The 24,151-nt window shown below is 34.4% G+C and carries 16 protein-coding genes; all 16 read right to left on the bottom strand.

The features are described from left to right. Positions 1-38: 38 nt before the first annotated feature. Positions 39-680, bottom strand: a complete 642-nt coding sequence (locus FC091_RS11660) for a DUF6266 family protein (protein ID WP_013622785.1) — start codon at positions 678-680, stop codon at positions 39-41. A 125-nt stretch (positions 681-805) separates the two neighbouring features. Then, positions 806-1,246, bottom strand: coding sequence for a DUF6943 family protein (locus tag FC091_RS11655; RefSeq protein WP_038507644.1), 441 nt, complete (start codon positions 1,244-1,246; stop codon positions 806-808). Positions 1,247-2,365: 1,119 nt separating this feature from the next. Beyond that, positions 2,366-2,806 carry a heavy-metal-associated domain-containing protein gene (locus FC091_RS11650; RefSeq protein ID WP_138434447.1) on the bottom strand — a complete coding sequence of 147 codons (441 nt, stop codon included), beginning with the start codon at positions 2,804-2,806 and terminating at the stop codon, positions 2,366-2,368. Positions 2,807-2,827: 21 nt separating this feature from the next. Beyond that, complete coding sequence (locus tag FC091_RS11645) at positions 2,828-4,606, bottom strand: efflux RND transporter periplasmic adaptor subunit (protein ID WP_138434446.1); 1,779 nt, start codon at positions 4,604-4,606, stop codon at positions 2,828-2,830. Continuing rightward, positions 4,596-5,078: a DUF305 domain-containing protein gene (locus FC091_RS11640; protein WP_138434445.1), complete on the bottom strand. Its 483-nt coding sequence runs from the start codon at positions 5,076-5,078 to the stop codon at positions 4,596-4,598. Before FC091_RS11640 ends, FC091_RS11645 begins: the two co-directional genes overlap by 11 nt. An 18-nt stretch (positions 5,079-5,096) precedes the next feature. Continuing rightward, on the bottom strand, positions 5,097-7,598 hold the full coding sequence (locus tag FC091_RS11635) for a heavy metal translocating P-type ATPase (protein WP_138434444.1): 2,502 nt from the start codon (positions 7,596-7,598) through the stop codon (positions 5,097-5,099). Continuing rightward, positions 7,598-8,836: a TolC family protein gene (locus tag FC091_RS11630; RefSeq protein ID WP_138434443.1), complete on the bottom strand. Its 1,239-nt coding sequence runs from the start codon at positions 8,834-8,836 to the stop codon at positions 7,598-7,600. Before FC091_RS11630 ends, FC091_RS11635 begins: the two co-directional genes overlap by 1 nt. Beyond that, positions 8,833-12,534 carry an efflux RND transporter permease subunit gene (locus tag FC091_RS11625; RefSeq protein WP_138434442.1) on the bottom strand — a complete coding sequence of 1,234 codons (3,702 nt, stop codon included), beginning with the start codon at positions 12,532-12,534 and terminating at the stop codon, positions 8,833-8,835. The genes FC091_RS11630 and FC091_RS11625 overlap by 4 nt, the downstream gene beginning before the upstream one ends. A gap of 109 nt (positions 12,535-12,643) precedes the next feature. Then, complete coding sequence (locus FC091_RS11620; protein ID WP_246035893.1) at positions 12,644-13,057, bottom strand: HYC_CC_PP family protein; 414 nt, start codon at positions 13,055-13,057, stop codon at positions 12,644-12,646. A gap of 71 nt (positions 13,058-13,128) precedes the next feature. Further along, positions 13,129-15,078: a heavy metal translocating P-type ATPase gene (locus FC091_RS11615; RefSeq protein ID WP_138434441.1), complete on the bottom strand. Its 1,950-nt coding sequence runs from the start codon at positions 15,076-15,078 to the stop codon at positions 13,129-13,131. Beyond that, the gene (locus FC091_RS11610; RefSeq protein WP_013622781.1) at positions 15,075-15,437 is read right to left on the bottom strand and encodes a DUF3703 domain-containing protein; all 363 of its coding nucleotides are present in this window, start codon (positions 15,435-15,437) and stop codon (positions 15,075-15,077) included. The genes FC091_RS11615 and FC091_RS11610 overlap by 4 nt, the downstream gene beginning before the upstream one ends. 56 nt (positions 15,438-15,493) lie before the next feature. Next, positions 15,494-15,907 carry a Fur family transcriptional regulator gene (locus FC091_RS11605; protein WP_013622780.1) on the bottom strand — a complete coding sequence of 138 codons (414 nt, stop codon included), beginning with the start codon at positions 15,905-15,907 and terminating at the stop codon, positions 15,494-15,496. A gap of 2 nt (positions 15,908-15,909) precedes the next feature. Further along, a complete protein-coding gene (locus tag FC091_RS11600) occupies positions 15,910-17,115 on the bottom strand; it encodes an efflux RND transporter periplasmic adaptor subunit (protein WP_013622779.1) in 1,206 nt (401 codons plus the stop codon). A 4-nt stretch (positions 17,116-17,119) separates the two neighbouring features. Beyond that, positions 17,120-21,454 carry a CusA/CzcA family heavy metal efflux RND transporter gene (locus tag FC091_RS11595; protein WP_138434440.1) on the bottom strand — a complete coding sequence of 1,445 codons (4,335 nt, stop codon included), beginning with the start codon at positions 21,452-21,454 and terminating at the stop codon, positions 17,120-17,122. A gap of 123 nt (positions 21,455-21,577) precedes the next feature. Further along, positions 21,578-21,910 (bottom strand): hypothetical protein, encoded by a 333-nt coding sequence (locus FC091_RS11590; RefSeq protein WP_246035891.1) that lies wholly within the window; start codon positions 21,908-21,910, stop codon positions 21,578-21,580. Positions 21,911-22,036: 126 nt separating this feature from the next. Next, complete coding sequence (locus FC091_RS11585) at positions 22,037-24,148, bottom strand: Piwi domain-containing protein (RefSeq protein WP_138434439.1); 2,112 nt, start codon at positions 24,146-24,148, stop codon at positions 22,037-22,039. Between the last annotated feature and the right edge of the window lie 3 nt (positions 24,149-24,151).

The following is a 24,151-nucleotide window of genomic DNA, read 5'->3' as shown; positions in this document are numbered from 1 at the left end:
GCTCGATTAGAGCGGTTTCCAAATAAAAACACCAAGCATTAATTAGCTGTACCAGAGCCTAAATAAATACTGTTTGATACTTGACTACCATCAGCAGAAATAAAAGCCATAAATAGCTCTACTGTATCTCCTGCATAAGTTGTTGGGATTGGAATAATTTGAGAACCTACTGTTCTGTCTGCTCCATCAAGTAAAGAAATGGATTCCTTTTTTGAAGGATTGTAAACCAATAACATCGCCTTGTCAGTAGCATTTGCGTTACCTTCAGCAGAGTTATCATCCCAACCAAACGTTACTTCTCCAGCAGTTGCTAAATCAGTCGTTGGGTTTAGCACACCAGATAAACCTCCTCGACTTACTAAAGCGTTCGGATAGTCAACAACAAAGTTAGGTTCAGTACCTGTAATAGCATTATTCAATACATACGACATTGCAGCATTAAATTCTGTTTTCTTAACAGCTAACCCTTTATATCCTAACTTAATAAAAGGCTTTACAGCCTGTAAAAATTCTAAAGTGGCAGTAAACTTGGTTCTTTGGTTTACTTGACCAACAGTTCTTGGATTGGCTACACTTGAAGGCTTAATTCTAATGTAATCAATTCCTTTCCAGCTTCCACCGATAACGTTACCAACCTTACCTGAAAGACCTCCTAAAATACCTTGAGCAATTTTACCCATAACATAAATAATTTAAATGAAACATAATTTTCTTCGGACTTGGTACGGACTTAACACGAAGTTGTACCTTCCGCTGAAATATATGGCAAGTTTTATGCTATTCTTTTGATATGGATTTTGTTGCTTTAGATTGCTTCTTTTTGCATTTTAGAAAATAAACTTTGGATATATGATACTTTCAAATCTGCCATTTTTGAAATAATTTTATGAAGCTCCTTTTCCTTTTTATTAATTGCTGACACAATATTAATATGTTTTTGCAACTGAATTGCATCATAAAACAATGAGCTGTAGCTGTTTTTCAAAGTGTTCCTACAATCATCTATTGAAATAAACGGAATAACACTACCTTTTAAATAGTAAGCGTAAAAACCGCCTATTTGCAACATCATAGATAAGTGAAAAAGTGTGTGTTTTACCTCTTCTGTTGTAGTAGTGACAACGAAACAGTTAGCACAGGATTTTAAGAGTGGTTTTCCGCTGTTTAGACCTTTGTTTAGAATGAAAAAATGAGGGTTCGAGTAAGTCTTTCCGACTTGGTGTGTTTTTAGTTCAAAAGTTGACATAGCTATCCAATTTAAAATTGCTTCGCTACGCTTCGCGCCATTATTTTTTTTGAAAAGAAAAAAGATAGCCATAGTTGTTGTGGCGTGGGTAAGGCTGTCAAGGTTTTTGGATAAAAGTTTTTTGAGTTGAATGTCTAAATCAAAAGAAAAAGGGTATTGAAAAAAAGTTTTATTCAAAACCCGTAGGGCTTGACCTTTATAGCCTTGTGCGGTTGGCAGAGGTAGCCACATATATTTGCCATTTTTTTTTATTTTAATATTTCAAATCGGTTTAAACTTGATTCAATTTACTTTTAACTTTTCTGGGGAATTAACACTTAAAAAAATAGGTTTCAGTTCGTATTTGAGCGTTGGATGAAGCGTTTGTATATGTAGCGTTTTAAATAGTTGTTTGATAAAACAGCATTTAAACAAGCTACTTATACAGGACTTTTAGACAATAGCTTATTGCTTTTTTGAGGCACGATAAAAAGTAATGTGCTATGGCGTATTACTACATATTCTAAACCTATTTTTTTATATCCTATTTCTTGGGTGGTGGGGAAAAGTGGACATTAATATTTGTTAACGAAATGAAACAAACAAAGACTTGAGGTAAGGAATACTTGGACTTAACGATGGTTTTGTGCAGTTGAATGAGATAACGAATATTATAATAAATTAACGTTACCCTTTTGAATGTTCGACTGTTTAATGTTTGTTGAAAATGTAGTTAGAAGTTCGGATGTGAGCGTTGGAATAGCGGATATTTTACATAATAGCAGTTATAGCGACGAAAATATAATAAAACGCCGTAGGCAACCATTGAAAGGATTTTTGCTCCTATAACTTCTATTATGTAACATAGCTTGGGATTGGTTTTGTGGCGTAATAATTGTTTGAGCGTTGGCAATGGCTCTTTGCTTTTTTATTGTACCAATTTTATAAAATAACGACGTTTAAATAAAACAAGCAATGTGCCATTATAGCGTTGGCTACAAGTATTATGACATAAAACCAATTATGCATTGGCGCGCGGAACAATACAAAAGACAGAGGATTTTGAGGTACGAAAAAACTGGGTTTTGGGTTGTGGGGAATAAAAAAAGAGCCTTCCGAAAAAGACTCTTTCATTTTTGTTTAATGGTCGTGATTTGAATGGTCATCACTTTTTTCTTCACCAGATTGATTCATCATCATTTCGTGGTCGTATTTACAACAACCTGGTAAACCATCATATGCTTCTTCATCACCTGCTACTTTTTCGGTATCATATCCTGAAGCTGCGATTGCTTTATGGATTGCCATTGCATCGGTTTTTGTATCATCAAAAGACACATCAATCTTCTTCTTATCGACATCCCAATTAGCACTTGCTACACCTTCAACACCGTTAGCTGCTTTTTCGATAGTGTTTTTACACATTCCGCAATTTCCTCTTACACCAAAAGACAGGTCTGTCATTGCCATATCTTTAGACATTTCAGTAGTTGTGGTTTCTGTTTCTTTTTTGGTTTCGTTTTTACAACTTGTTAAACCTAATGCTGCTATTACAGCTACACTTAAAATTACTTTTTTCATTGTTTAAAAATTTAATTGTTATTATTCTATTACTTGTTTTACTTCTCCACAGGTTAGCATTGCTTCACCAAAATATGGGTTGATTACTTTTTCTTCTTTGCTCAACCAATATGCACCATTATTGTTATCTGCCATTGGACAAAATTCCACATAAACCTTTTCATTGACACCAAATAGTTGTACAGCATTGATTAGATGTGATGATAAATGTTTAAAATGGTCTCTTTGTGATTCTATATCGGACGTTTCAGAAATTGAAGTTGCAGAAGATTTTATTTCGCCTTCTAATGACATCCAATGGTTATGCGCCTTATTATCTGACAACAATTTCATATCTACTTTGTTCAATTCATTTAATAAAGTTTTTGTGCTTGTTGAAGTACTTTTTGAATCTTCTTTTACTAAAGCATCTTTTAAATTGATATACGCATTGAAAACAGCTTTTAACTGCTCTTGAAATTTCGCTGATACTTCCAAACGCTCATTCATATTAGTGTGGTCACTTTCTTTGTTAGATGCATTGTTATCCATACCTAAATGACCTTCGTGTCCAGTCATTACTTTACCACCATCTTTATTCATCATAGACTTTTTCCCTTGTAATTGTGCTGCTGCATCAACCGTAAATGTACCGTTAGTCACTATTTCATTTCCAACAAATAATCCTTCTACAACTTCATATTCATTACCAATTTGATTGCCTAATTTAATTTCACGCATTTCAAAAATAGGTTGGTCTGGATTTGTTTTAAGGTACACCACAGAACGTTCACCTGTCCATAACACAGAAGATGAAGGAATTGTTAATAGGTCATCATTATTAGCTGTACTGCCTTCAATATTTGCGGTTACAAACATTCCTGGTTTAAATACATCGTCCTTATTGCTTAAAACAACACGTAAGGTTACAGTTCTTGTTTTCGTGTTTAAAACTGGGTCAATGAAATCTACTTTACCTTTAAACTCTTTATTAGGATAAGCATTGGTTGTTATCATCACTTCCTGTCCTTTTTTAAAGCGGTCAATCTGATTTTCATACACATCAAAATTTCCCCAAACCGTGTTTAGATTAGCAATTTTAAGTAAGGGTTGTCCTTGTTTAATGTAATCGCCTTGCTCTACCAATTTTTCTGTAACAGTACCCGAAACGGTTGCATAAACAGGAAAGTTTTCTTTTACTTTCCCTGTTTCTTCAATCTGATTGATTTGATTTTCAGAGAGCTTCCATAATTTCAATTTATTACGGACTGCTTTGTATAAAGCAGGTTGTGATTCTTTTAAAGATGCTGCTGTAATTAATTCTTGTTGTGCTGCATAGAGTTCTGGTGAATAAATGGTTGCCAATAATTGACCTTTACGAACTTCTTCACCTGTAAAACTCACATTCAAGCGTTCAATTCTACCTGAAAAGTAACTGACTTGTACTGCATTAGCTTCTTCGTTTTCAGCAATTTTACCAGATAATTTGATAGTATTGCCTTCAACATTGCCTTTACCAACAATAGATGTTTGAATATTAGCTAAAGCCATTGCGTTTTCAGTCAATTTGAATTGGTCTGCTAATAAACCATCACTTCCACCATCAGCAGGAATTAAATCCATACCACAAATAGGACAATCGCCTGATTCTGGTTGCATAATTTGTGGATGCATAGAACACGTCCACATTTGATTGGTTTCTGAAATGGCATCGTGATTATGTTCTGTATCTTTTTTTGATGAACCACCAAAAAGCAACCAACCCAATAACACACCTACTACGAGTATGCCAATATATATGACTATTTTATTATTTTTCATTCTCTAATCGTTTTATCATTGCTTTCATTTCTCCTATTTCTTTACGTTGTGCTTTTATAATGTCTTCTGCTAATTTCTTAACTTCTGGGTCTTGAATATCTGCTCTTTCACTTGTTAAAATAGCGATAGAATGATGTGGTATCATTGCTTTCATCCAAAGGACATCACCAATAATTGGTGCTTGTGTTCTTACCAACCCTAATGCACCTACAAACAGAATAAAACTACCTGCGAGTATGGCGATATTCTTCTTTTTATCATTATACATTTTTCGCATAAAAAACCACATTATTACTGCCATTGTTGAAATTCCTAAACACGTCATGTAGAATCGTGTTAAACTAAACCATACGTGGTCTATGGAATAGGTGTTTAAATACATTGTGATGTACATTGCTACAAATGAGCAAGCCAACATTATAAAGAAGGTTTTGTAATTTCCTTTGTTTGAGTGTTCTTTTGGATTTTTCATAATTATTTGATTTTATAGTTATACTTTAATTGTTCTTAATCGTAGTGCGTTACCTATTACCGAAACCGAACTAAAACTCATTGCTAAAGCTGCTATCATTGGCGAGAGTAGTATTCCGAAGAATGGAAACAACACACCTGCTGCAATAGGTACACCTAAAGTGTTGTAGATAAGTGCAAAAAATAGGTTTTGCTTAATGTTCTTCATTACAGCATTACTCAAATTTTTTGCTTTTACAATACCGTGTAAATCGCCTTTTACTAAAGTTATCATAGCACTTTCTATCGCTACATCTGTTCCTGTTCCCATTGCAATACCTACATCACTTTTTGCCAATGCTGGTGCATCATTAATTCCATCACCTGCCATAGCAACTACTTTTTCATTTTTTTGTAGTTTCTCTACTTCTTTGAGTTTGTCTTCTGGTAGCATACTGGCTTTAAAATCTGCAAGATTTAGTTCTGATGCTACTGCTTGTGCTGTATCGTGATTATCACCTGTTAGCATTATTACATCTATCCCTTTATCTTGAAGTGCTTTAATCGCTTTAGCACTTGTTTCTTTTATCTTATCGCCTATAACTACATATCCAACTACGGTTTTATCTATTGACAAATAAGAAACTGTTTTACCCTGTTTTTGGTAAGATTTAGCTTCGTCTTTCATTTTAGAGATAATATCTGCTTTGGCATATTCCATCATTTTAGGATTACCTAATGCTACTTTTTTATCTTTTATGGTCGCTTCAACACCTTTTCCTGTGACTGCACTAAAATCTTCGGACTTTAAAATTTCTGCGTTGTGTTCTTTGCCATATTTAACTGTCGCTTCTGCTAAAGGATGTTCGCTATTGGTATTTAATGAAACGATGTATTGTAACACTTCTTTTTCGCTTAAAGCATCATTAAAAGCACCAACGGTTTCAACTGTTGGTTTTCCTTCGGTAATTGTTCCTGTCTTGTCAACGATAAGCGTATTTACCTTATCCATTTTTTCAAGAGCTTCAGCATTTTTAATCAATACACCATTTTGAGCACCTTTACCCACACCAACCATTACAGACATTGGCGTTGCCAAACCTAAAGCACAAGGACAAGCAATGATTAGAACTGCAATTGCATTGACCAACGCATAGACGTAAGCAGGTTCTGGACCCCAAATTGACCATATAATAAAAGTGATTACCGAAATGATAACTACAACTGGTACGAAATAACCCGAAACTTTATCTGCTAAATTTTGAATTGGCGCACGACTTCTACTGGCATCATTAACCATATGAATGATTTGTGATAAAAGCGTGTCACTTCCTACTTTTTCAGCTTTCATTAAAAAGGTTTGATTCCCATTAATTGTTCCGCTACTTACTTTATCTTCTTGAGATTTGTTTACAGGAATAGGTTCTCCTGTAATCATAGATTCGTCAATAGTTGTTTCGCCTTCAGTTATCACACCATCCACAGGAATTTTATCTCCTGGTTTTACTTTTAGAATATCATTAAGTTCTATCTCGTCAATACTGACTTCAACTTCTTCGCTTTCTACAATTTTTATAGCCTTATTTGGCGCTAACTTTAGTAACTCTTTTACTGCCGAATTGGTTTTACTATGCGCACGAGCTTCTAACAATTGACCTAAAAGCACTAACGTTAGAATAACTGTTGCTGCTTCAAAATAGACGTGAACTGCGCCTGATTCAGTTTTAAATTGTTCAGGAAATACATCTGGAAACAACATCCCAAATACACTAAATAACCAAGCCACACCTGCACCGATTCCAATGAGTGTAAACATATTGAGATTCCACGTTTTTATGCTACTATAAGCACGCTCAAAGAACATCCACGTAGCGTAAAAGACAACTGGAATGGATAATGCAAATTGAATCCAATTCCAATTTTTCTGTTCCATTATATCATACAATGGATTGTTATTAAGCATTTCGCTCATTGCAATTAAGAAAATGGGTAATGTGAATACAGATGCTATCCAAAATTTCTTTAATAGCTTTTTATACGTTTTTTCCTCTGCTGAACTATCTGCTTCCATTGGTACTAAATCCATTCCACAAATAGGACACGAACCTGCTTCGTCTTTGACAATTTCAGGATGCATAGGACACGTCCATTGTTCCTTTGAAGTTGCTGATAGATTTTGTTCTTCCACCAAATCCATTCCGCAAACAGGACAATCGCCTGGTGCATCATAAGTTTTATCGCCTTCGCAATGCATAGGACAATAAAATGTCCCTGTGCCTTTACCTTTGGGTTGCTCTTTCTTTTTATCTTTTGAATGTTGATGCTGTTCACCTTGTTTATGAATACTGTATCTATCACCATCCTTTTTTAAGGCTTCTTGAAACTTTTCTATAGGAATATGCGGTTCCATTTCGATGGTAGCTTCTGCCTTTTCTAAATTGACTGTTGCTTTTAAAACACCTTCTATTTTAGAGAGCGTTTCTTCAACGTGACTGCGACAACCGTTGCAAGTCATTCCGTGTATGTGATATGTGTGTTTCATTATTGCTGTGTTAAATAATTAATGATTGTACTTTGCACATAGTAGGTCTTCACAGATTCTATTTGGTTCATTTGAAACTTTAGCTGCAACTCTTGAATATCCAAAACATCATTAAAATCAATCGTTCCTGTTTCGTAGCTTTTGATTAAAATGTCTTCTGCATCTTTAGCTTGCTTTAGGTTTTTGGTTTGGGTAGCATAACTTATTCTTGCAGAAATGCGTTCGTTAATCGCTTTATCTAAAAGCGTTTCCAAAGAATTTAAACGTTCCTGTTTTTGAGCTGTTATTTCTTGCTGTTGCAAATCATTTTGTTTGGTTTGCGATTTATATTTTTTATTGAAAATTGGGATAGATACCGAAACCATTGGCATTACAATATCCTTTCCATTATCACTGAAATCCATATTTGGTCTTTCGGAAACATTGATATAATCTAATCCAAAACCAATCATTGGACTGCTTTCTTTTTGATTTAATAATTCTGATTGCTCTATGGATTGATAGAGTTTATCATATTTCAGTAATTCAGGATGTAATGCTAAATTTTCAGAAGTAATATCAAAGTCTTCAGAAGGTATCATTAAACTATCTACCACATTCACGGTAACATCATTATCTCTATTCAATAGATTATTGAAGTTAGTTTGTTCTGCTAAAAATTGTTGTTGCAATACGTCTTTTAGTTGTTGCATTTCGTTTTGACGCATTTGCAATCGCAACACATCTACTGCGGATGCTTTACCAACCTCAACAGAAGTTAATGCCAACGTCTCATAAGTTTCTAATAGTTTAATGTTTTCAGTTATGACCTCTTGCTTTGCTTTGTTGGCGTATAGATTATAATAGGATTGTGATACCGAAGCCATTAGTTTTCGCTTTGCGATAACAATGTCCTCGTATTTAGCATCTGCCAATGAACTCACATAATTTTCCCTCGATGTAATGGTTCCGAACCACGGTAACATTTGTTTAGCAGATACTTTAAAGCGTTGTGCTCCTGTTCGTGTTTCTGGTTCACTTACAAAGTAACCAACACCAAATTCGGTATTAGGAATGGTATTGACTTCGTTTACTTTTTCAGAAGCTCTTTTGTATTGTAACTCAAACTTTTGAATCTCTGGGTTGTTCGCTACTGCTTCATTGATTAACGTTTCTAATTGCTGTGCATTTGCAATGAGACCCAAGAAACAAGTACCAAGAGCCAAGACGAATTTTATTTGTATTATTCTATGTTTCATTTTATAGTTCTTTTAAGTTGAACTTCCGCTTTCCAGCTATATAATACTGGAACAACAAATAAGGTTATTAAGGCTATAAGCATTCCACCAAAACTTGGTATTGCCATTGGTATCATTATATCGCTTCCTCGTCCTGTAGAGGTTAATACTGGTAATAATGCCAAAATTGTTGTAGCTGTAGTCATTAAACAGGGTCTGATACGTTTTTCTCCTGCTTCCACTATGGATGCTCTAATTTCCTTTTTATTCTCTGGTGTATTTCTATCGAATGTTTGGGTTAAGTAAGTTGCCATAACCACACCATCATCGGTTGCAATACCGAAGAGTGCAATAAACCCAACCCAAACTGCAACACTTAAATTGATTGGGTGCATTTGGAATAAATCGCGTAGGTTTTCACCAAAGAAATTGAAGTTTAAAAACCAACCTTGACCATAGAGCCAAATCATTATAAAACCACCTGCAAACGCTACTGCGATACCCGTGAATACCATTAGTGATGTCCCTACAGAACGGAATTGGAAATACAGAATTAAGAAAATGATGGCTAATGCTAACGGTACAACAACCGATAAGGTTTTTTCTGCGCGTAACTGATTTTCATACGTTCCTGTGAATGCATAGTTGATTCCTTTTGGAACTATCAATTCACCAGAATCTATCTTTTCTTGGATTAGTGCTTGTGCATTTTCTACGACATTGACTTCTGCAAAACCATCCATTTTATCAAACAAGACATAGCCTACTAAAAAAGTATCTTCACTTTTAATGACTTGTGGACCTTGTTCGTATCTTATAGTTGCCAATTCGCTTAATGGCACAGGACTACCCTTTTCAACTGGTACATAAATCTGTTGTAAGTCTGTTGGGTTTGCACGTAATTCTCTTGGGTATCGTACTCGAACACCATATCGCTCTCGACCTTCTACCGTTTGCGTTAATACCATACCGCCAACTGCTACTTTTAATACATCTTGAACATCTTGTATCGAAATGCCATAACGTGCAATTTTCTCTCTATCAATATCAATTAACAAATAGGGTTTACCAACAATACGGTCTGCAAAAACAGCTTCTTTTTTAACACCTTCAGCTTCCTTGATGATGTTTTCTAATTGCACTCCAAACGCTTCTATTTGCTTTAAGTCTTGACCTTTAACTTTAATTCCCATTGGTGCTCGCATTCCTGTTTGAAGCATTACTAATCGGGTTTCAATAGGTTGTAGTTTTGGTGCAGATGTAACACCTGGTAACTTTGTAACTCTTACGATTTCATTCCAAATATCGTCTGGTGACTGTATTTCTGGTCGCCAATTACGATAGTACTCGCCATCATCATCTGGAATGAGTTGTTCTTTTGCATTAAGAGATTGCCACGCTTCACTCTGTTCCGCTCGCAATGACATTCCATTTTTTAACACATATTCACCATCATCATTGACTTTATAGCGTTGACGCTCTCTGTTTTCATTCAGCATATATTCTGGTTTGTACTGAATGATATTTTCATACATTGATAAAGGTGCTGGGTCTAAAGCTGATTCTGTACGACCTGCTTTACCAACTACGGTTTCAATCTCTGGAATACTGGCGACAGCCATATCCAATTGTTGTAAAACCCTTTTATTTTCTTCTATACCAGAATGAGGCATCGAGGTTGGCATTAGTAAAAATGAGCCTTCATTTAATGATGGCATAAACTCTTTACCTGTGTTTTTCATAATGAAAAAACCTGCAATCACAATTGCTGTTGGAACAGACAAAAAGAGCAACTTATTATCTAAACACCACTTTAAAATGCGTGTGTAATATTTGATGAATAATGAGAAAACACCCAATAAACCAAAGCAAATAACACTAACAAAAATGAGATTCCAGAAAATGCTTTTATCAACGCCTAACGGTCTCCAATATTCGGCTAACAAGAACACAATAGCTGATACAGAAATGATAATATTAATAAGGTTAGCTTGCTTGTCTGTTATCTTACTTTGAAGATTGAAAAGTGCTGTAATTCCAAACGCAATTAAAATTAATCCTAACCAATATCCATAGACTGTGGCTACGATTCCCAATGCTATTAAAACAACATTTAAAACATATTTAAAAGTGTTTTTGATGTTTTTCTTTCTGAATAAAAATGCAGCAAACGGTGGAATTAAAAACAACGCTACTATTATAGAAGCTGTTAGTGCAAAAGTTTTGGTGAAGGCTAATGGTCTGAATAGTTTTCCTTCCGCTCCAATCATTGTAAATACAGGAATGAAACTGATAATAGTTGTCATAACTGCGGTTACGATTGCGCCAGACACTTCAGCTGTTGCGTTATAAACTACCGTATTAATGGATTGAGTTCCATCATCTTCATCTAAATGCCGAATAATATTTTCTGATAGTATGACACCAACATCGACCATTGTACCGATAGCAATAGCAATACCTGATAAAGCGACAATGTTGGCATCTACACCAAAGAGTTTCATTGCAATAAATACCATTAAAACTGCAACAGGTAATAGTCCAGAAATTAATACGGAAGCTCGTAGATTAAACACCATAATGATTATAACCAAAATGGTAATCAATATTTCAAGAGTTAAGGCTTCGTTAAGTGTGCCTAATGTTTCTTGTATCAATTCTGTTCTGTCATAAAAAGGCACTATGGTTACTTGTGAGGTTCTACCATCCGCTAATACTTTCGAAGGTAAACCTGCGCTTAACTCGTTAATTTTCTCTTTTACATTATTAATGACTTCCATTGGATTTGCGCCATAACGAGCCACCACAACAGCACCAACAACCTCTGCACCTTCTTTATCTAATAAACCACGTCTTGTTGCAGGACCTAATGAAACTTTACCAATATCCTTTATCCTAATTGAAGTATAATCTTCTGAAGTGACTACTGCATTTTCGATGTCTGAAATGGATTTCACATAACCCAAACCACGAACTAAATATTCGGCTTGGTTAATTTCCAAAGTCTGTGCACCAATATCCTTATTACTTTCCTTAACCGCTTTTACAACGTGATGCAATCCAATATTATACTGACGCATTAGTTCTGGATTTACGTCCACTTGATACTCCTGAACATAGCCACCAATAGAAGCAACCTCTGAAACACCACTTGCAGAGGACAACGCATACTTCACATAGTAATCCTGAATACTGCGTAACTCTTGCAAATCCCATCCACCAGTTACATTTCCGTTTTCGTCACGACCTTCTAAAGTGTACCAAAATATTTGTCCTAATCCTGTGGCATCTGGACCCAAAGCAGGATTAACACCTTCGGGCAATAAACCACTTGGTAAGGAATTAAGTTTTTCGAGAATACGACTTCTACTCCAGTAAAATTCTATGTCTTCTTCAAAAATGATATAGATACTTGAAAAACCGAACATAGAGGAACTACGAATGGTTTTTACACCTGGAATACCGAGTAAAGATGTTGTGAGTGGATAGGTGATTTGGTCTTCTATATCTTGTGGTGAGCGACCATCCCATTTAGTAAAAACGATTTGTTGGTTTTCGCCTATATCTGGTATGGCATCTACAGCAACAGGATTGCTTGGTAAGAAACCAGTATCCCAATTGAAAGGTGCATTAACCGTTCCCCATCCTACAAAAAGGACGAGTAGCAGAACTGCTACGAGTTTGTTTTCTATTAAAAATTTGATGCTTTTATTGAGCATTGGCTTTGATTATTAAACAGTTAGACATTGGTGTAAGAAAAACACCGAATACAGCAAATTATCCTTACGACATTGCAGTCATAGGATAAAAAAGTCTATTGTTTAAAAATCAAATTAAGTATGTTTCGTCAATCTTGTAGAGTTGCCTTATGACGAGTGGCGGTTTATATTCTTCGTAAGTAGAAACGTTATTTTCTAAACCTTCAAAAAGGTTAATGTAAGTGTAAACAAATGAAGCTATAAATACTTGTTGCTCAAACGTGATTTTGTCAACTTGCAATTGCAATTCGTCTTGACCTTCAATTGCTAATTGTTCATCATCACAACAATTTTTCTTGGTAATAGAACATCCTTCGGTTGAAGGCTTTTCCATTTCCATACCGCAACCTTTAGCTTTATGGAAAATAGCAGTTTCTACTAAAGTATCTCCGCAATAATGCATATTCACAGTAAATGACATTGTAGAGAATAACACTACAAAAACCATTGCTAAAGACATTATTTTATGGAAAAATTGCTTCATATTGATTGCGAAGTTACGAAATTTTAACAACTATTGATTTTGTTTAACAGAAGTTTAATTGACTAATCTGCTTAATCCCAACTCATTCGTTGTAATCTAACTGCATTTAAAATTGCTAATAATGCTACTCCTACATCTGCAAAAACTGCTTCCCACATTGTAGCTAAACCACCTGCTCCTAAAATTAAGACAATAACTTTAACACCAAATGCTAAAATGATATTCTGCCAAACAATTTTACGTGTAGAACGACTTATTTTAATGGCTCTTACTACTTTTGAAGGTTGGTCTGTTTGAATGATAACATCTGCTGTTTCAATAGCTACATCGCTCCCTAAACCACCCATTGCAATACCAACGTTACTTGCTGCTAAAACTGGTGCGTCATTAATACCATCACCTATAAAAGCTACTTTGTTTTCAGGATTTTTCTTTAAAATTTCAACTTCGTTTAATTTATCTTCTGGTAGCAAACCACCTTTAGCATTTTCGATGTTCAACTCTTTAGCGACTTGTTGCGTAATGGAATCTTTATCACCGGAAAGCATCATAATATTTTTAATGCCTACTTTATGTAAATTAGTAATTGTTTCTTTTGCATCTTCCTTTAATTCATCTGCTATTACTACAAAACCTGCAAATTGATTATCGATTGCTACCAACACTATCGATTCTACAATAGATTCCGTTTCCGTTGGAACATTAATATTATTCGCAGTCATTAAGGCTTTATTACCTACTAAAACTGTTTTACCATTTACAATGCCTTTTAAACCTTTACCTGCAACTTCAGAAACGTCTTGTGCTTCAAAATCTTCACCTTCAGCTTTGTACTCTAAAATGGCTTTAGCAATTGGATGCGTGGATTGTTCTTCCATCGCCATTAAGTATTGCATAAATTCGGTTTCATTCCAACCAATTGCTTTTACTTCTTTGATTTTAAAAACACCTTTGGTAACGGTTCCTGTTTTGTCCATTACCAAAGTATTTATCTTGGTCATTGCATCTAAAAATGAAGCACCTTTAAATAAGATTCCATTTTTTGAAGCTGCTCCCAATCCACCGAAATATCCTAATGGAATTGAAATCACTAACGCACAAGGACAAGATATTACCAAGAAAATTAATGCTCTGTATAACCAATCTCTAAACACATAATCATCTACAAAAAAGTAAGGTATAAAAGTAACACCAATAGCTAAAAACACTACAATTGGTGTGTAGATACGAGCAAACTGTCTGATGAATAATTCTGTTTTAGATTTACGTGCTGTTGCATTTTGAACCAAGTCTAATATTCTCGCAATAGAACTGTCTTCAAACTTATTGGTTACCTCAACTTCAATAACGCTTTCCAAATTAATACTACCTGCGTAAACCTTTGCTTCTTTTTGAATGGAATCTGGTTTGCTTTCTCCTGTTAACGCAGCTGTATTTAAAGATGCTTTTTCGGATAATAAAATGCCATCCAATGGAATTTTTTCACCTACACGAATTTGAATTTTCTCTCCAATATTGACAACTTCAGGCGAAACACTTTTATAATCTCCCTCACGAAATACATTGGCTTCTTTAGGTCTAACATCTAATAATGCTTTTATATTTCCTTTTGCACGATTTACAGCAGCACTTTGAAATAATTCGCCTACTGCATAAAATAGCATTACTGCAACACCTTCGGGATATTCACCAATAACAAATGCACCAATGGTTGCTATAGACATTAAAAAGAACTCTGTAAAAACATCACCTTTTTTAATACTAATCCAACCCTCTTTTACAACAGGAAACCCTACAGGAAGATATGCAATACCATACCAAGCAATACGAATCCAATCCTTAAAGAATGAAACATCAAAATAATCTAAACCTATACCAATGATAAGCATTGTAAAACTTATTATTGCAGGCACGTAGGTTTTGAATGCACTTCCATTACCGTGATTATGACCATCATTATGCGTGTGTTGCACTTCTGAATTTGGTTTTAAATCTCTTAAATTGACTTTCTTTTTTTTCATTTAATATCTAATAATTTTTCAATGTCATTGGGAATAGGCATTCGTTTTAATGGTGGCACGTTTGCTCCACCAGTATTACCAAGTGGAACGTGATTTATAAATGATTTCCAGCCACCCACAAGCAACCTAATTATTTGACCTATTACTTCTTTCGTATCTTTTTGTCTAAATCCAAACTTTAGCATAAGCCAATGTGAATAGGTATGTTCTATAGGATAAGATTGTCCTATTATATGACTACGTTCTAAATGATACCAAGCATTACCAAACTGCTTATTTTCTAAACAGAAACTGTATTGTTTTAATTCTTGGTTATACGCCTGTTTTAGATGTTTAGGTATTTTAGTATTAAACTTCATATCCTCTAATTTTGGATAAATGTACTTTAATAGTAAGTGCAATGGAAGTGCAATAATTAGACACTACACTTGTCGCAAATACCTTTTACCACCAAATTTACATTCTCTGACACAAAACCATCTGGCACTTTTATTTGAGGTATTTTATGTTCTGTTAAGCAAATGGTTTCATTGCAATTATTACAATGGAAATGTAAGTGCAAATCGGTTTCAATTTCACAATTACATCCCTTTTCACATAATGCATATTTTGTAATCCCTGTACCATCGTCTATTTGATGCACAATAGCCTTTTCTTCAAAGGTTTTAATAGTTCTGTATAAAGTGGTTCTGTCTGCTTTTGAGAAAGCATTTTCAATATCACTTAAAGTAACAGCGACCTCTTTTTCTGCAAGAAACTTATATATAAGCAAACGCATTGCTGTAACACGAATATTTTTTGACTCTAATACTTGTTCTATTGTTTCCATAATTAATGTGCGTGTTCTGCTTCTCCTTTTTTCATTTCTGCGTTAAGATAATAAGCATTGTTATAAGCAAATTTTGTATTACTTTCTATGTTTTCAGTAAATTGAACCGATACCCAATCACCATCTTTAGTGCCTAACACAACTTCGATAGGTTTAAAGCTCCAATCGTCATTTTCTTTTTCTACTGAAAACACATAATATCTTTCGCCTTCTTTTATAATTGCACTTTCTGGTAAAGCTTTTGTTTGGGTATTATCTACTTGAATTTTACCTTGAATATACATACCAGGAATTAAGTTACCTTTTTTGTTTTCTATTTCTGCGTGAACGTGGACTGCTTTTGGGTTGTCCTCAAAGGTTTTGCTTACGGAATAGATTTCTGCGATAAGCTCTGCATCTGGTATGGATTGTACCGTAAAGTTAACTTTCTGACCTTTCTGTACTTTATAAACATCTTTTTCAAAAACCATTAAATCGGCGTGAACGTGATGCGTATTTACAATTTCAAATAATTCGGTTTGTGGCTCTACATATTGACCTGTTTTTACTTCAACTTTTTGCACAAAGCCTTCTATTGGACTTCGCAATGCTATGCGCTGTGCAATTGTTCCATTGCGAACTGATGTAGTGTTAACGTTGAGTATTCTTAATTGCGCTTCTAAACCATTAACCATTGCTTTTGATGCTTGATATTCTGCTTCTGCTTTCTGGAAATTAGCACCAGAACCAACACCAGCATCGTATAATTTTTGTTGACGTTCATAATTTTTCTTTGCAAGCTCGCTATTGCTATAAGCGTTTAAATAATCCGTTTGCGCTTGTATGATATTTGGGTGCGATAGATAAGCCACAACTTGACCTTTATTAACCTTATCACCTTCAATCACTTCAATTGAAACGACATTTGCACCAACAACAGTAGTAATAGCTGCTTCGTTTTGTGGTGGTACTTCTAACGTTCCGTTTGCTTCTACATAGCCGCTCATATTACGTAATGCTAACGTATCTATTTTCATTTTCAATGCATCGAATTGCTGTTGTGAAAGCATTACTTCGTCTTCATCGTGATGCTCTTCGTTAACTTCTGTTTTTTCTTCCTCATCGTGGGAATGACCATCATTCTCGTTATGATTTTCTTTATTTCCGCAAGCTGAAACAAATATGGCTAACACCATTACGGTAAGGATTTTATATATTTTGTTTTTCATTGTCTTATTTATTAAAATATTGTAATTGAAATGTGCTTTCTAAATAGTTTACTAATGCAGTCTGTGCTTCCAGTTCCGATTGAATTGCTTCTTTTATCAACTGCGTAAATGCAGTATAATCAATTTCGCCTTCTCTATATGCCAGTAATGCACCTGTTTTTTGCTCTTTTGTTAATGGTAAAACTTGGTCTTTGTAAAACTCCCAAGATGTTTTCCATTTCATATAATTTTCTTTAGCCTGAACAAACCTTGATTGTACTTCCTGTTTTTTGAACGCTACATTGGTTTCCGCTATTTCTTTATCAATTCTGGCACTTCTAACTTGTGCTTTGCTAGAACCTGATAAAAACGGAACTGAAATTCCTGCTTGATAGGTGTAAAATCCTGAATTGCCATTTACTTTTTGTAAACCACCTTGAAGATTGAACTTTGGCAAATTATCTGCTTTTGCAGCTTTATATTTAGCTTCCGCTTCATCTACAATGTTCTGCGACATACTGTACAATGGATGACTTTCAATACTGAATGTTTCCATATCACTATCTATCGCTACCTCAAATTCATCTGAAACTGTAAAAATTTCTTCTGATACCAACCACAAATTGAATTGCTGTAAGGCAATAAGATAATTACTATAGGCTTGCGCTTTTTTATTCTGAATTTGAAACGCTTGATTTTTTGCTGCCGAATATTCTAATTTAGAAATAGCTTCGACTTCATAATTTAAAGCTACTGCTTGCTCGAATTTGGAATAAATGGAATCCAATTCCTTATACAAATCATAGTTTTGTTTCATTTGATAGCAATTAGACCAAGCTTTTTTAACTTCCAATTCTAATTCCAACTCGGAAAGTTGAAAGGCTTTTTGTGCCAATTGAATGCGTTGTTCTTGTAGCTTCTTTTTAGAACCAATGCCAAATACATCGATATTTGATTGACCAATACCAATGGTTGTATAGATGCCATTTCCATTATCAATTTCTTCTCCACCTGTAAAAATTTGAGTCGTTCCGAAATCATAGGCAGTCGATTTTAATTGTTCTTGTTTTGTAATTTCCAACTGCTTTTGCTTCAATAATGGATAATTACTTTTTGCGAGTTTAACAGCTTCCTGTAATGAAATTTCGGGAATTGTATCATTCAACTCTTGTGCATTACTTTGTGGTGAAAAGCCAAATAGTAATAATACAACTGCTGTTGCTGTTACTAACTTTTTATTTGGCTTAAACGTAAAAGATTTGTTTTCTACCCAATGATATAAAATTGGTAAAACAAATAAGGTAAGCAAAGTTGAAGTTAATAATCCACCAATAACAACCGTTGCCAATGGACGTTGTACTTCTGCACCAGCTGATGATGAAATAGCCATTGGTAGAAAGCCTAATACATCTGTAAAAGCAGTTAGCATAATAGGTCTGATTCTTCGTTTAGTACCTTCAACTATTCTATCCTTTAGATTGGTTACACCTTCTTCTTTTAATTCGTTGAGTCCGCTTATCATTACCAAACCATTTAAAACTGCAACACCAAACAGCACAATAAAACCAACACCTGCCGAAATACTAAATGGCATATCACGTAACCACAACGCCACAACACCACCAATAGTTGCCATTGGAATAGCTATGTAAATCATTAAGGTCTGTGGTAAAGATTTTAATGCAAAATATATTAGTATAAATATGAGTAACAATGCAATAGGCACAACGGTTTGTAATCGGTTGCTGGCACGTTCTAAATTTTCAAATGCACCACCATAACGAATAAAATAACCTGATGGTAATTCTAATTGTGCATCTAATTTTGATTTAATTTCAGTTACTAACGATTTTACATCACGTCCTCTAACATTAACACCTACATAGGTTCTTCTATTGGTGTTATCTCTACTGATTTGCATTGGTCCTGCTTTATAGCTTACATCTGCAATTTCACGTAAAGGAATTTGAGCACCCGAAGGTAAATTGATATACAGGTTTTGAACATCTGAAATATCCTTACGGTTTTGATCGCTTAATCGTACTACTAAATCGAAGCGTTTTTCACCTTCAAAAATTACACCTGCTGTACCACCTGCAAATGCAGATTGTACGGTTTGATTAAGCGTATTTATTTGAAGACCATATTGCGCCAATTTATTCCTGTTGTAATTGATTGTCATTTGTGGCAAACCTGTTGTGGCTTCCGCTTTCATATCACCAATACCTTCAGTACCTGCGATAATTTTAGATATTTCTTCGGCTTTTTGAGATAGAATATCAATGTCTTCACCATAAAGTTTTATAGCAATATCTTCACGAACACCTTCTAATAACTCGTTAAAACGCATTTCAATAGGTTGTGTAAACTCATAATTAACACCAGGAACCATTTCAACTGCTTCTTTCATTGCTTCAATCAATTCATCTTTTGATTCTATAGTAGTCCATTCACTTTTAGGTTTCAGAATTACAAAAACATCGGCAATATCCATAGGCATCGGGTCGGTTGGAATTTCGGCAACACCAATACGACTCACAATTTTATCAACTTCTGGAAATTTTGCTTTTACTATTTGTTCTATTTTGGTAGTAGTTTCAATAGTTTCTGTAAGTGAACTACCTGGTTTTAAAATAGCGTGAAATGCAATATCACCTTCATCGAGTTGCGGAATGAACTCGCCACCCATTCTTGAAAACATAAAAACGGTTATTCCGAACAACACAACTGCAATACCAATTACCCATTTCCCTTTTCGCAAGGCTCTAACCAATAAAGGTTGGTATTTATCTTCAACCCAATGCACAAATCTATCTCCATAAGATTTTTTATCGTTTTTAGGTGCTCTTAATATTAAAGCTGACATCATTGGCACATAGGTTAAACAAAGTACCATTGCACCAATCATAGCAAAAATAAAGGTCAAAGCCATTGGTTTAAACATCTTTCCTTCAATACCTTGTAAGGCTAAAATGGGTAGAAAAACGATAAGGATAATCAACTGACCGAAGAAGGCAGCATTCATCATCTTTTTTGAAGCATTAGAAGCAACTTTATCTCTTTCTTTAGATGTAAGTTGTTTCTTTTTCAAAACTTGTGATGCTATAAGAAAAACAGTGCTTTCAACAATAATTACAGCACCATCTACAATGATTCCGAAATCAATTGCTCCTAAACTCATTAGGTTTACCCAAACATCAAAAACATTCATTAAAATAAAAGCAAATAATAAGGATAATGGAATAGTAGAGGCAACTATTAAACCTCCTCGCCAATTACCTAACAAAAAGACCAACACAAAAATGACGATTAATGCACCTTCAATAAGATTAGTTGTTACTGTAGAAGTTGTTTCGCCAATTAATTTACTTCGGTCTAATAATGGTTCAATAATTACGCCTTCTGGTAACGACTTTTCAATTTGAGTCATTCGCTCTTTTACATTGGCAATAACATCATTGGAATTAGCTCCTTTTAGCATCATTACCAATCCACCTACAACTTCTCCTTCACCATCTTGGGTTAATGCACCGTAACGAATTGCAGAGCCAAATTGTACCGTAGCAATATCGCCAATAGTGACAGGTATATTATTAATATTCTTGACAGTGATTTTTTTAATGTCCTCTAAACTTCTCACCAAGCCTTCACCACGAATAAAATTGGCTTGATGGTTCTTTTCAATATATGCACCTCCTGTATTTTGATTATTGGCTTCAAGTGCATTAAACACATCTGTAATGGTAAGGCCAATAGCATTTAAATCGTTTGGGTCAACCGCTACTTCGTATTGTTTTATTTTTCCACCAATAGCGTTTACTTCTACCACACCAGGAACCATTGCCATTTGACGCTGTACAATCCAGTCTTGCATTGAGCGTAAATCTGCAATGTTGTATTTGTCTTTAAACTCTGGTGCAACTTTTAGTGTGTATTGGTAAATCTCTCCTAAACCTGTTGAAATAGGACCCATTGTAGGTTCGCCAAATCCAGCAGGTATTTGCTCTTTGACTTTGTTTAGTTTTTCGGCTACTAATTGGCGAGGTAGATATGTTCCCATATCATCATCAAATACAATAGTAACCACAGATAAGCCAAAACGAGAAATTGACCTTATTTCCTGAACATCAGGAAGATTGCTCATTGCCACTTCAATTGGATAAGTAACAATTTGCTCAATATCTTCAGTACCTAAATTGGGGGATTGTGTAATAACCTGTACTTGGTTATTGGTAATATCTGGAACAGCATCTATTGGCACTTTGGTCATACTCCAAATACCTGTTCCGATTATGGTAAGCGTAAGCAAACCAATAATGAATTTGTTATTGATTGAAAAATCAATGATTTTATTAATCATAGAAAATGTATTAATTCAGTTAAACTATTCGATACAATTCTGATATAAGAAAATAGAATTACACAAAATGAAATGAACCCTTTAGGCTCAAAATTGGATATAGCTATCCATTAAAAAACTGAATTATACTTTAGGTGGCTGGAAAAGTGATTCCAAATATCTGGAAGTGAAGTTTACTTTATGTAAATTATATTGTTTTTTCTCTTCAAACTTTAATAGATTGGTTAAAGCCAAATTATTGTTCGCAATAATTAATACCAAAGGGTGACAACATTGATTATGGGAATGGACTGGTGTATTCTCCTTATCTGGGTTATGATGATGCTCTTCATTTTTAGCATCGCTCTCAATGTAATCTTCAACTACATATTCAAAGAAAGAGTCTCCATAAACTTTATGGTCTTGATAATGGGTAATTACATTTGAAATTTCTTTAATTGGACCACAAAAGTCCATATCTATGCTTATCCCTTGAAAAAAGAATAAAATAGACATTGATATGGAAACAAATATTTTCATATAATTTATACAAATATACAAATTATTGAATGCAATGGTGTTGCAAATAAATTGATTGGTAAATTACAAAAACCATAGAGCATCTTTAGCATCGTCTGGAACGCCATTATTAAAATGTGGTGCTATTTGTGCTACCATTTCTGGATATTTTATTGTGATTGGTACATTTTGTTGTCGAAGCGATTTCCAATATAATCTGCTAAACTGATACACTTGTGTTAATAATTCTAACACTACATCTGCATCTTCAAAAGCATCTTCATCTGGACTGCTTACCTTAATTTTTATTGGGAACGGATAACCATCTGTATCTGCATACCGCTGTGAATTAGGGTAACGTGCATTATTAAACAACAAAAAATGATTTTCGCTAATACGTATGTATGTACCACTTACAGGCATTAACTTTTTGTTCCAATTAAGGTCGTAAGCAATAATATCTTCTGCTTCTGTTTTATTGATATTTAGAATGTAGAGCGGAATTTTTAACCCTAATGTATGCATCCCTCTAATAATTGGTTTTAGTTCCTCGTAACTCATTTCCTTATAGAAGTGAATGACTACTTTATCTGCTTCTGCAACCGATGTAAAATCTCTAATGGCTTTACATATACTTCCTGCCAATAGGTCTGTTTCGCTTTGGTCAAAATATTCGAACTTTCTAAATAAGCCATTGTTTTGAAAGCTAAAAGCACTTGCTATATAACGTCTGTTTTCGCCTTGATTGGTAAATGCACCAACACCTATTACTAATTCTTTTTTATCGGTTACTGCAAGTTTCCAAGGTGCGCCACCTAATTTGGCGTGAATAGCTAACGCCATATTTTGCAATGAAAATTGGAAGTTGTATTGATTCTCGATATTGACCACCATTTTTTCATAATCTACCACTTGTGTAACAATGCCTTCATTTAAAAACAGTTCTTTGATTTGAATATAGATTTCGCGGTCTTCGGGATTTTGTGTGAACTTATCGAAAGGACTTAAATAAAAAGCTGCGTAAAGCACATTATCGTGGTCGAAGGTTAAACTCTCTAACTTTTCAACTATTTCTGGTATTGGGTTGTTTTCGTTAGTAAATTCAATAAAATGTTCTTTAGAAGTTGAAGCCTTAATATTTACATAAGCCTCAATCCCTTTAAAATACTTTTTATCCGCAGTAACACCAGTTTTGAGGTTATTGTAAAAGGTTTTAATTGCTTCTTTATGTGAGGTATGGTATACAAAGAAAAACTTAATGTTTTGGTTGTTGGGTCTTTTGTAAGGGTTGAGGTTATTCATTGCCAATTTAGGCACTAAATGTGTTTTTTTATTACCATATTGGTCTTTACCAAATTCTAATAAACCTACTTGTGGGTCGATATGGTTGATACGATTGAGAGGCACATCTATAAAAGCATCATTCTTAAATGGAAATATGGCTTTAAAATCTTCTGTAAACAGATAGTTGGTTGCAAAATTATTGATAAGTGCTACATATTTTTGGTATTTATTAATTGGTCTTACAGGTTCTTCAATAGGTATATTTAATGCTCGTGCTAATGGTAAACTAAATATTGGGAATGCTTGGTCAAACTCAATTGCATTATAAAATTCTTCTTTCTCCTCTGTATCGAGTTTCATTTGGTAATTAAAAGTCTTTTGTCCATATACACAACGCTTAATATTCTCTGTTTCCTCTATATCCTTAACAGATGTTGTAAGGACTTTTGATGTGCCATCATACGATACAATAAGCTCTGGTAAGTCTGTGAGTTTTGCAAATTGTACCTTAAATGAGAATTTGTAATACAAATTATAATGTTCTGTATTGCCTTTAAGAGAAGGCATCCACACTTGTACATCACCAACAAAGTTTTTTACTACTATATAGTCTTTTGATTGAAAATAGCTTCTTAATTGGTGTTTAAGGTATTGTTTATATATTCTCAATTCTCTACCATTTACTAAATTCAGCTTAATGCTTGGTGCATTAGGTGTTTCTGTTGTAAATGTTGTAAATATTTGGTCTGTATTAGATAGGTCTGTGTCTGGAAACACCTCTTTAATCTGTCTTGAAAATTTAGATTTATGAATGGGATGACTGCCTTCAATATCCTCTAATGATAAAAATATTGTAGGCGCACTATTAGGCCATTTAAAATTAAGTATGTTGGTTTTGAGGTGTTCTTGCATAAA

Origin of the sequence: Winogradskyella algicola (assembly GCF_005869935.1) — a bacterium.
Lineage (GTDB): Bacteria > Bacteroidota > Bacteroidia > Flavobacteriales > Flavobacteriaceae > Winogradskyella > Winogradskyella algicola.
Note: the sequence above shows the minus strand (reverse complement) of the source record. Positions and strands in the feature narration are given on the sequence as shown.

What these genes read in the sequence shown, in the direction of transcription:
- FC091_RS11660 (WP_013622785.1), bottom strand. Translation starts at nt 680, where the DNA reads ATGGGTAAAATTGCTCAAGGTATTTTAGGAGGTCTTTCAGGTAAGGTT.
- FC091_RS11655 (WP_038507644.1), bottom strand. Translation starts at nt 1,246, where the DNA reads ATGTCAACTTTTGAACTAAAAACACACCAAGTCGGAAAGACTTACTCG.
- FC091_RS11650 (WP_138434447.1), bottom strand. Translation starts at nt 2,806, where the DNA reads ATGAAAAAAGTAATTTTAAGTGTAGCTGTAATAGCAGCATTAGGTTTA.
- FC091_RS11645 (WP_138434446.1), bottom strand. Translation starts at nt 4,606, where the DNA reads ATGAAAAATAATAAAATAGTCATATATATTGGCATACTCGTAGTAGGT.
- FC091_RS11640 (WP_138434445.1), bottom strand. Translation starts at nt 5,078, where the DNA reads ATGAAAAATCCAAAAGAACACTCAAACAAAGGAAATTACAAAACCTTC.
- FC091_RS11635 (WP_138434444.1), bottom strand. Translation starts at nt 7,598, where the DNA reads ATGAAACACACATATCACATACACGGAATGACTTGCAACGGTTGTCGC.
- FC091_RS11630 (WP_138434443.1), bottom strand. Translation starts at nt 8,836, where the DNA reads ATGAAACATAGAATAATACAAATAAAATTCGTCTTGGCTCTTGGTACT.
- FC091_RS11625 (WP_138434442.1), bottom strand. Translation starts at nt 12,534, where the DNA reads ATGCTCAATAAAAGCATCAAATTTTTAATAGAAAACAAACTCGTAGCA.
- FC091_RS11620 (WP_246035893.1), bottom strand. Translation starts at nt 13,057, where the DNA reads ATGAAGCAATTTTTCCATAAAATAATGTCTTTAGCAATGGTTTTTGTA.
- FC091_RS11615 (WP_138434441.1), bottom strand. Translation starts at nt 15,078, where the DNA reads ATGAAAAAAAAGAAAGTCAATTTAAGAGATTTAAAACCAAATTCAGAA.
- FC091_RS11610 (WP_013622781.1), bottom strand. Translation starts at nt 15,437, where the DNA reads ATGAAGTTTAATACTAAAATACCTAAACATCTAAAACAGGCGTATAAC.
- FC091_RS11605 (WP_013622780.1), bottom strand. Translation starts at nt 15,907, where the DNA reads ATGGAAACAATAGAACAAGTATTAGAGTCAAAAAATATTCGTGTTACA.
- FC091_RS11600 (WP_013622779.1), bottom strand. Translation starts at nt 17,115, where the DNA reads ATGAAAAACAAAATATATAAAATCCTTACCGTAATGGTGTTAGCCATA.
- FC091_RS11595 (WP_138434440.1), bottom strand. Translation starts at nt 21,454, where the DNA reads ATGATTAATAAAATCATTGATTTTTCAATCAATAACAAATTCATTATT.
- FC091_RS11590 (WP_246035891.1), bottom strand. Translation starts at nt 21,910, where the DNA reads ATGGACTTTTGTGGTCCAATTAAAGAAATTTCAAATGTAATTACCCAT.
- FC091_RS11585 (WP_138434439.1), bottom strand. Translation starts at nt 24,148, where the DNA reads ATGCAAGAACACCTCAAAACCAACATACTTAATTTTAAATGGCCTAAT.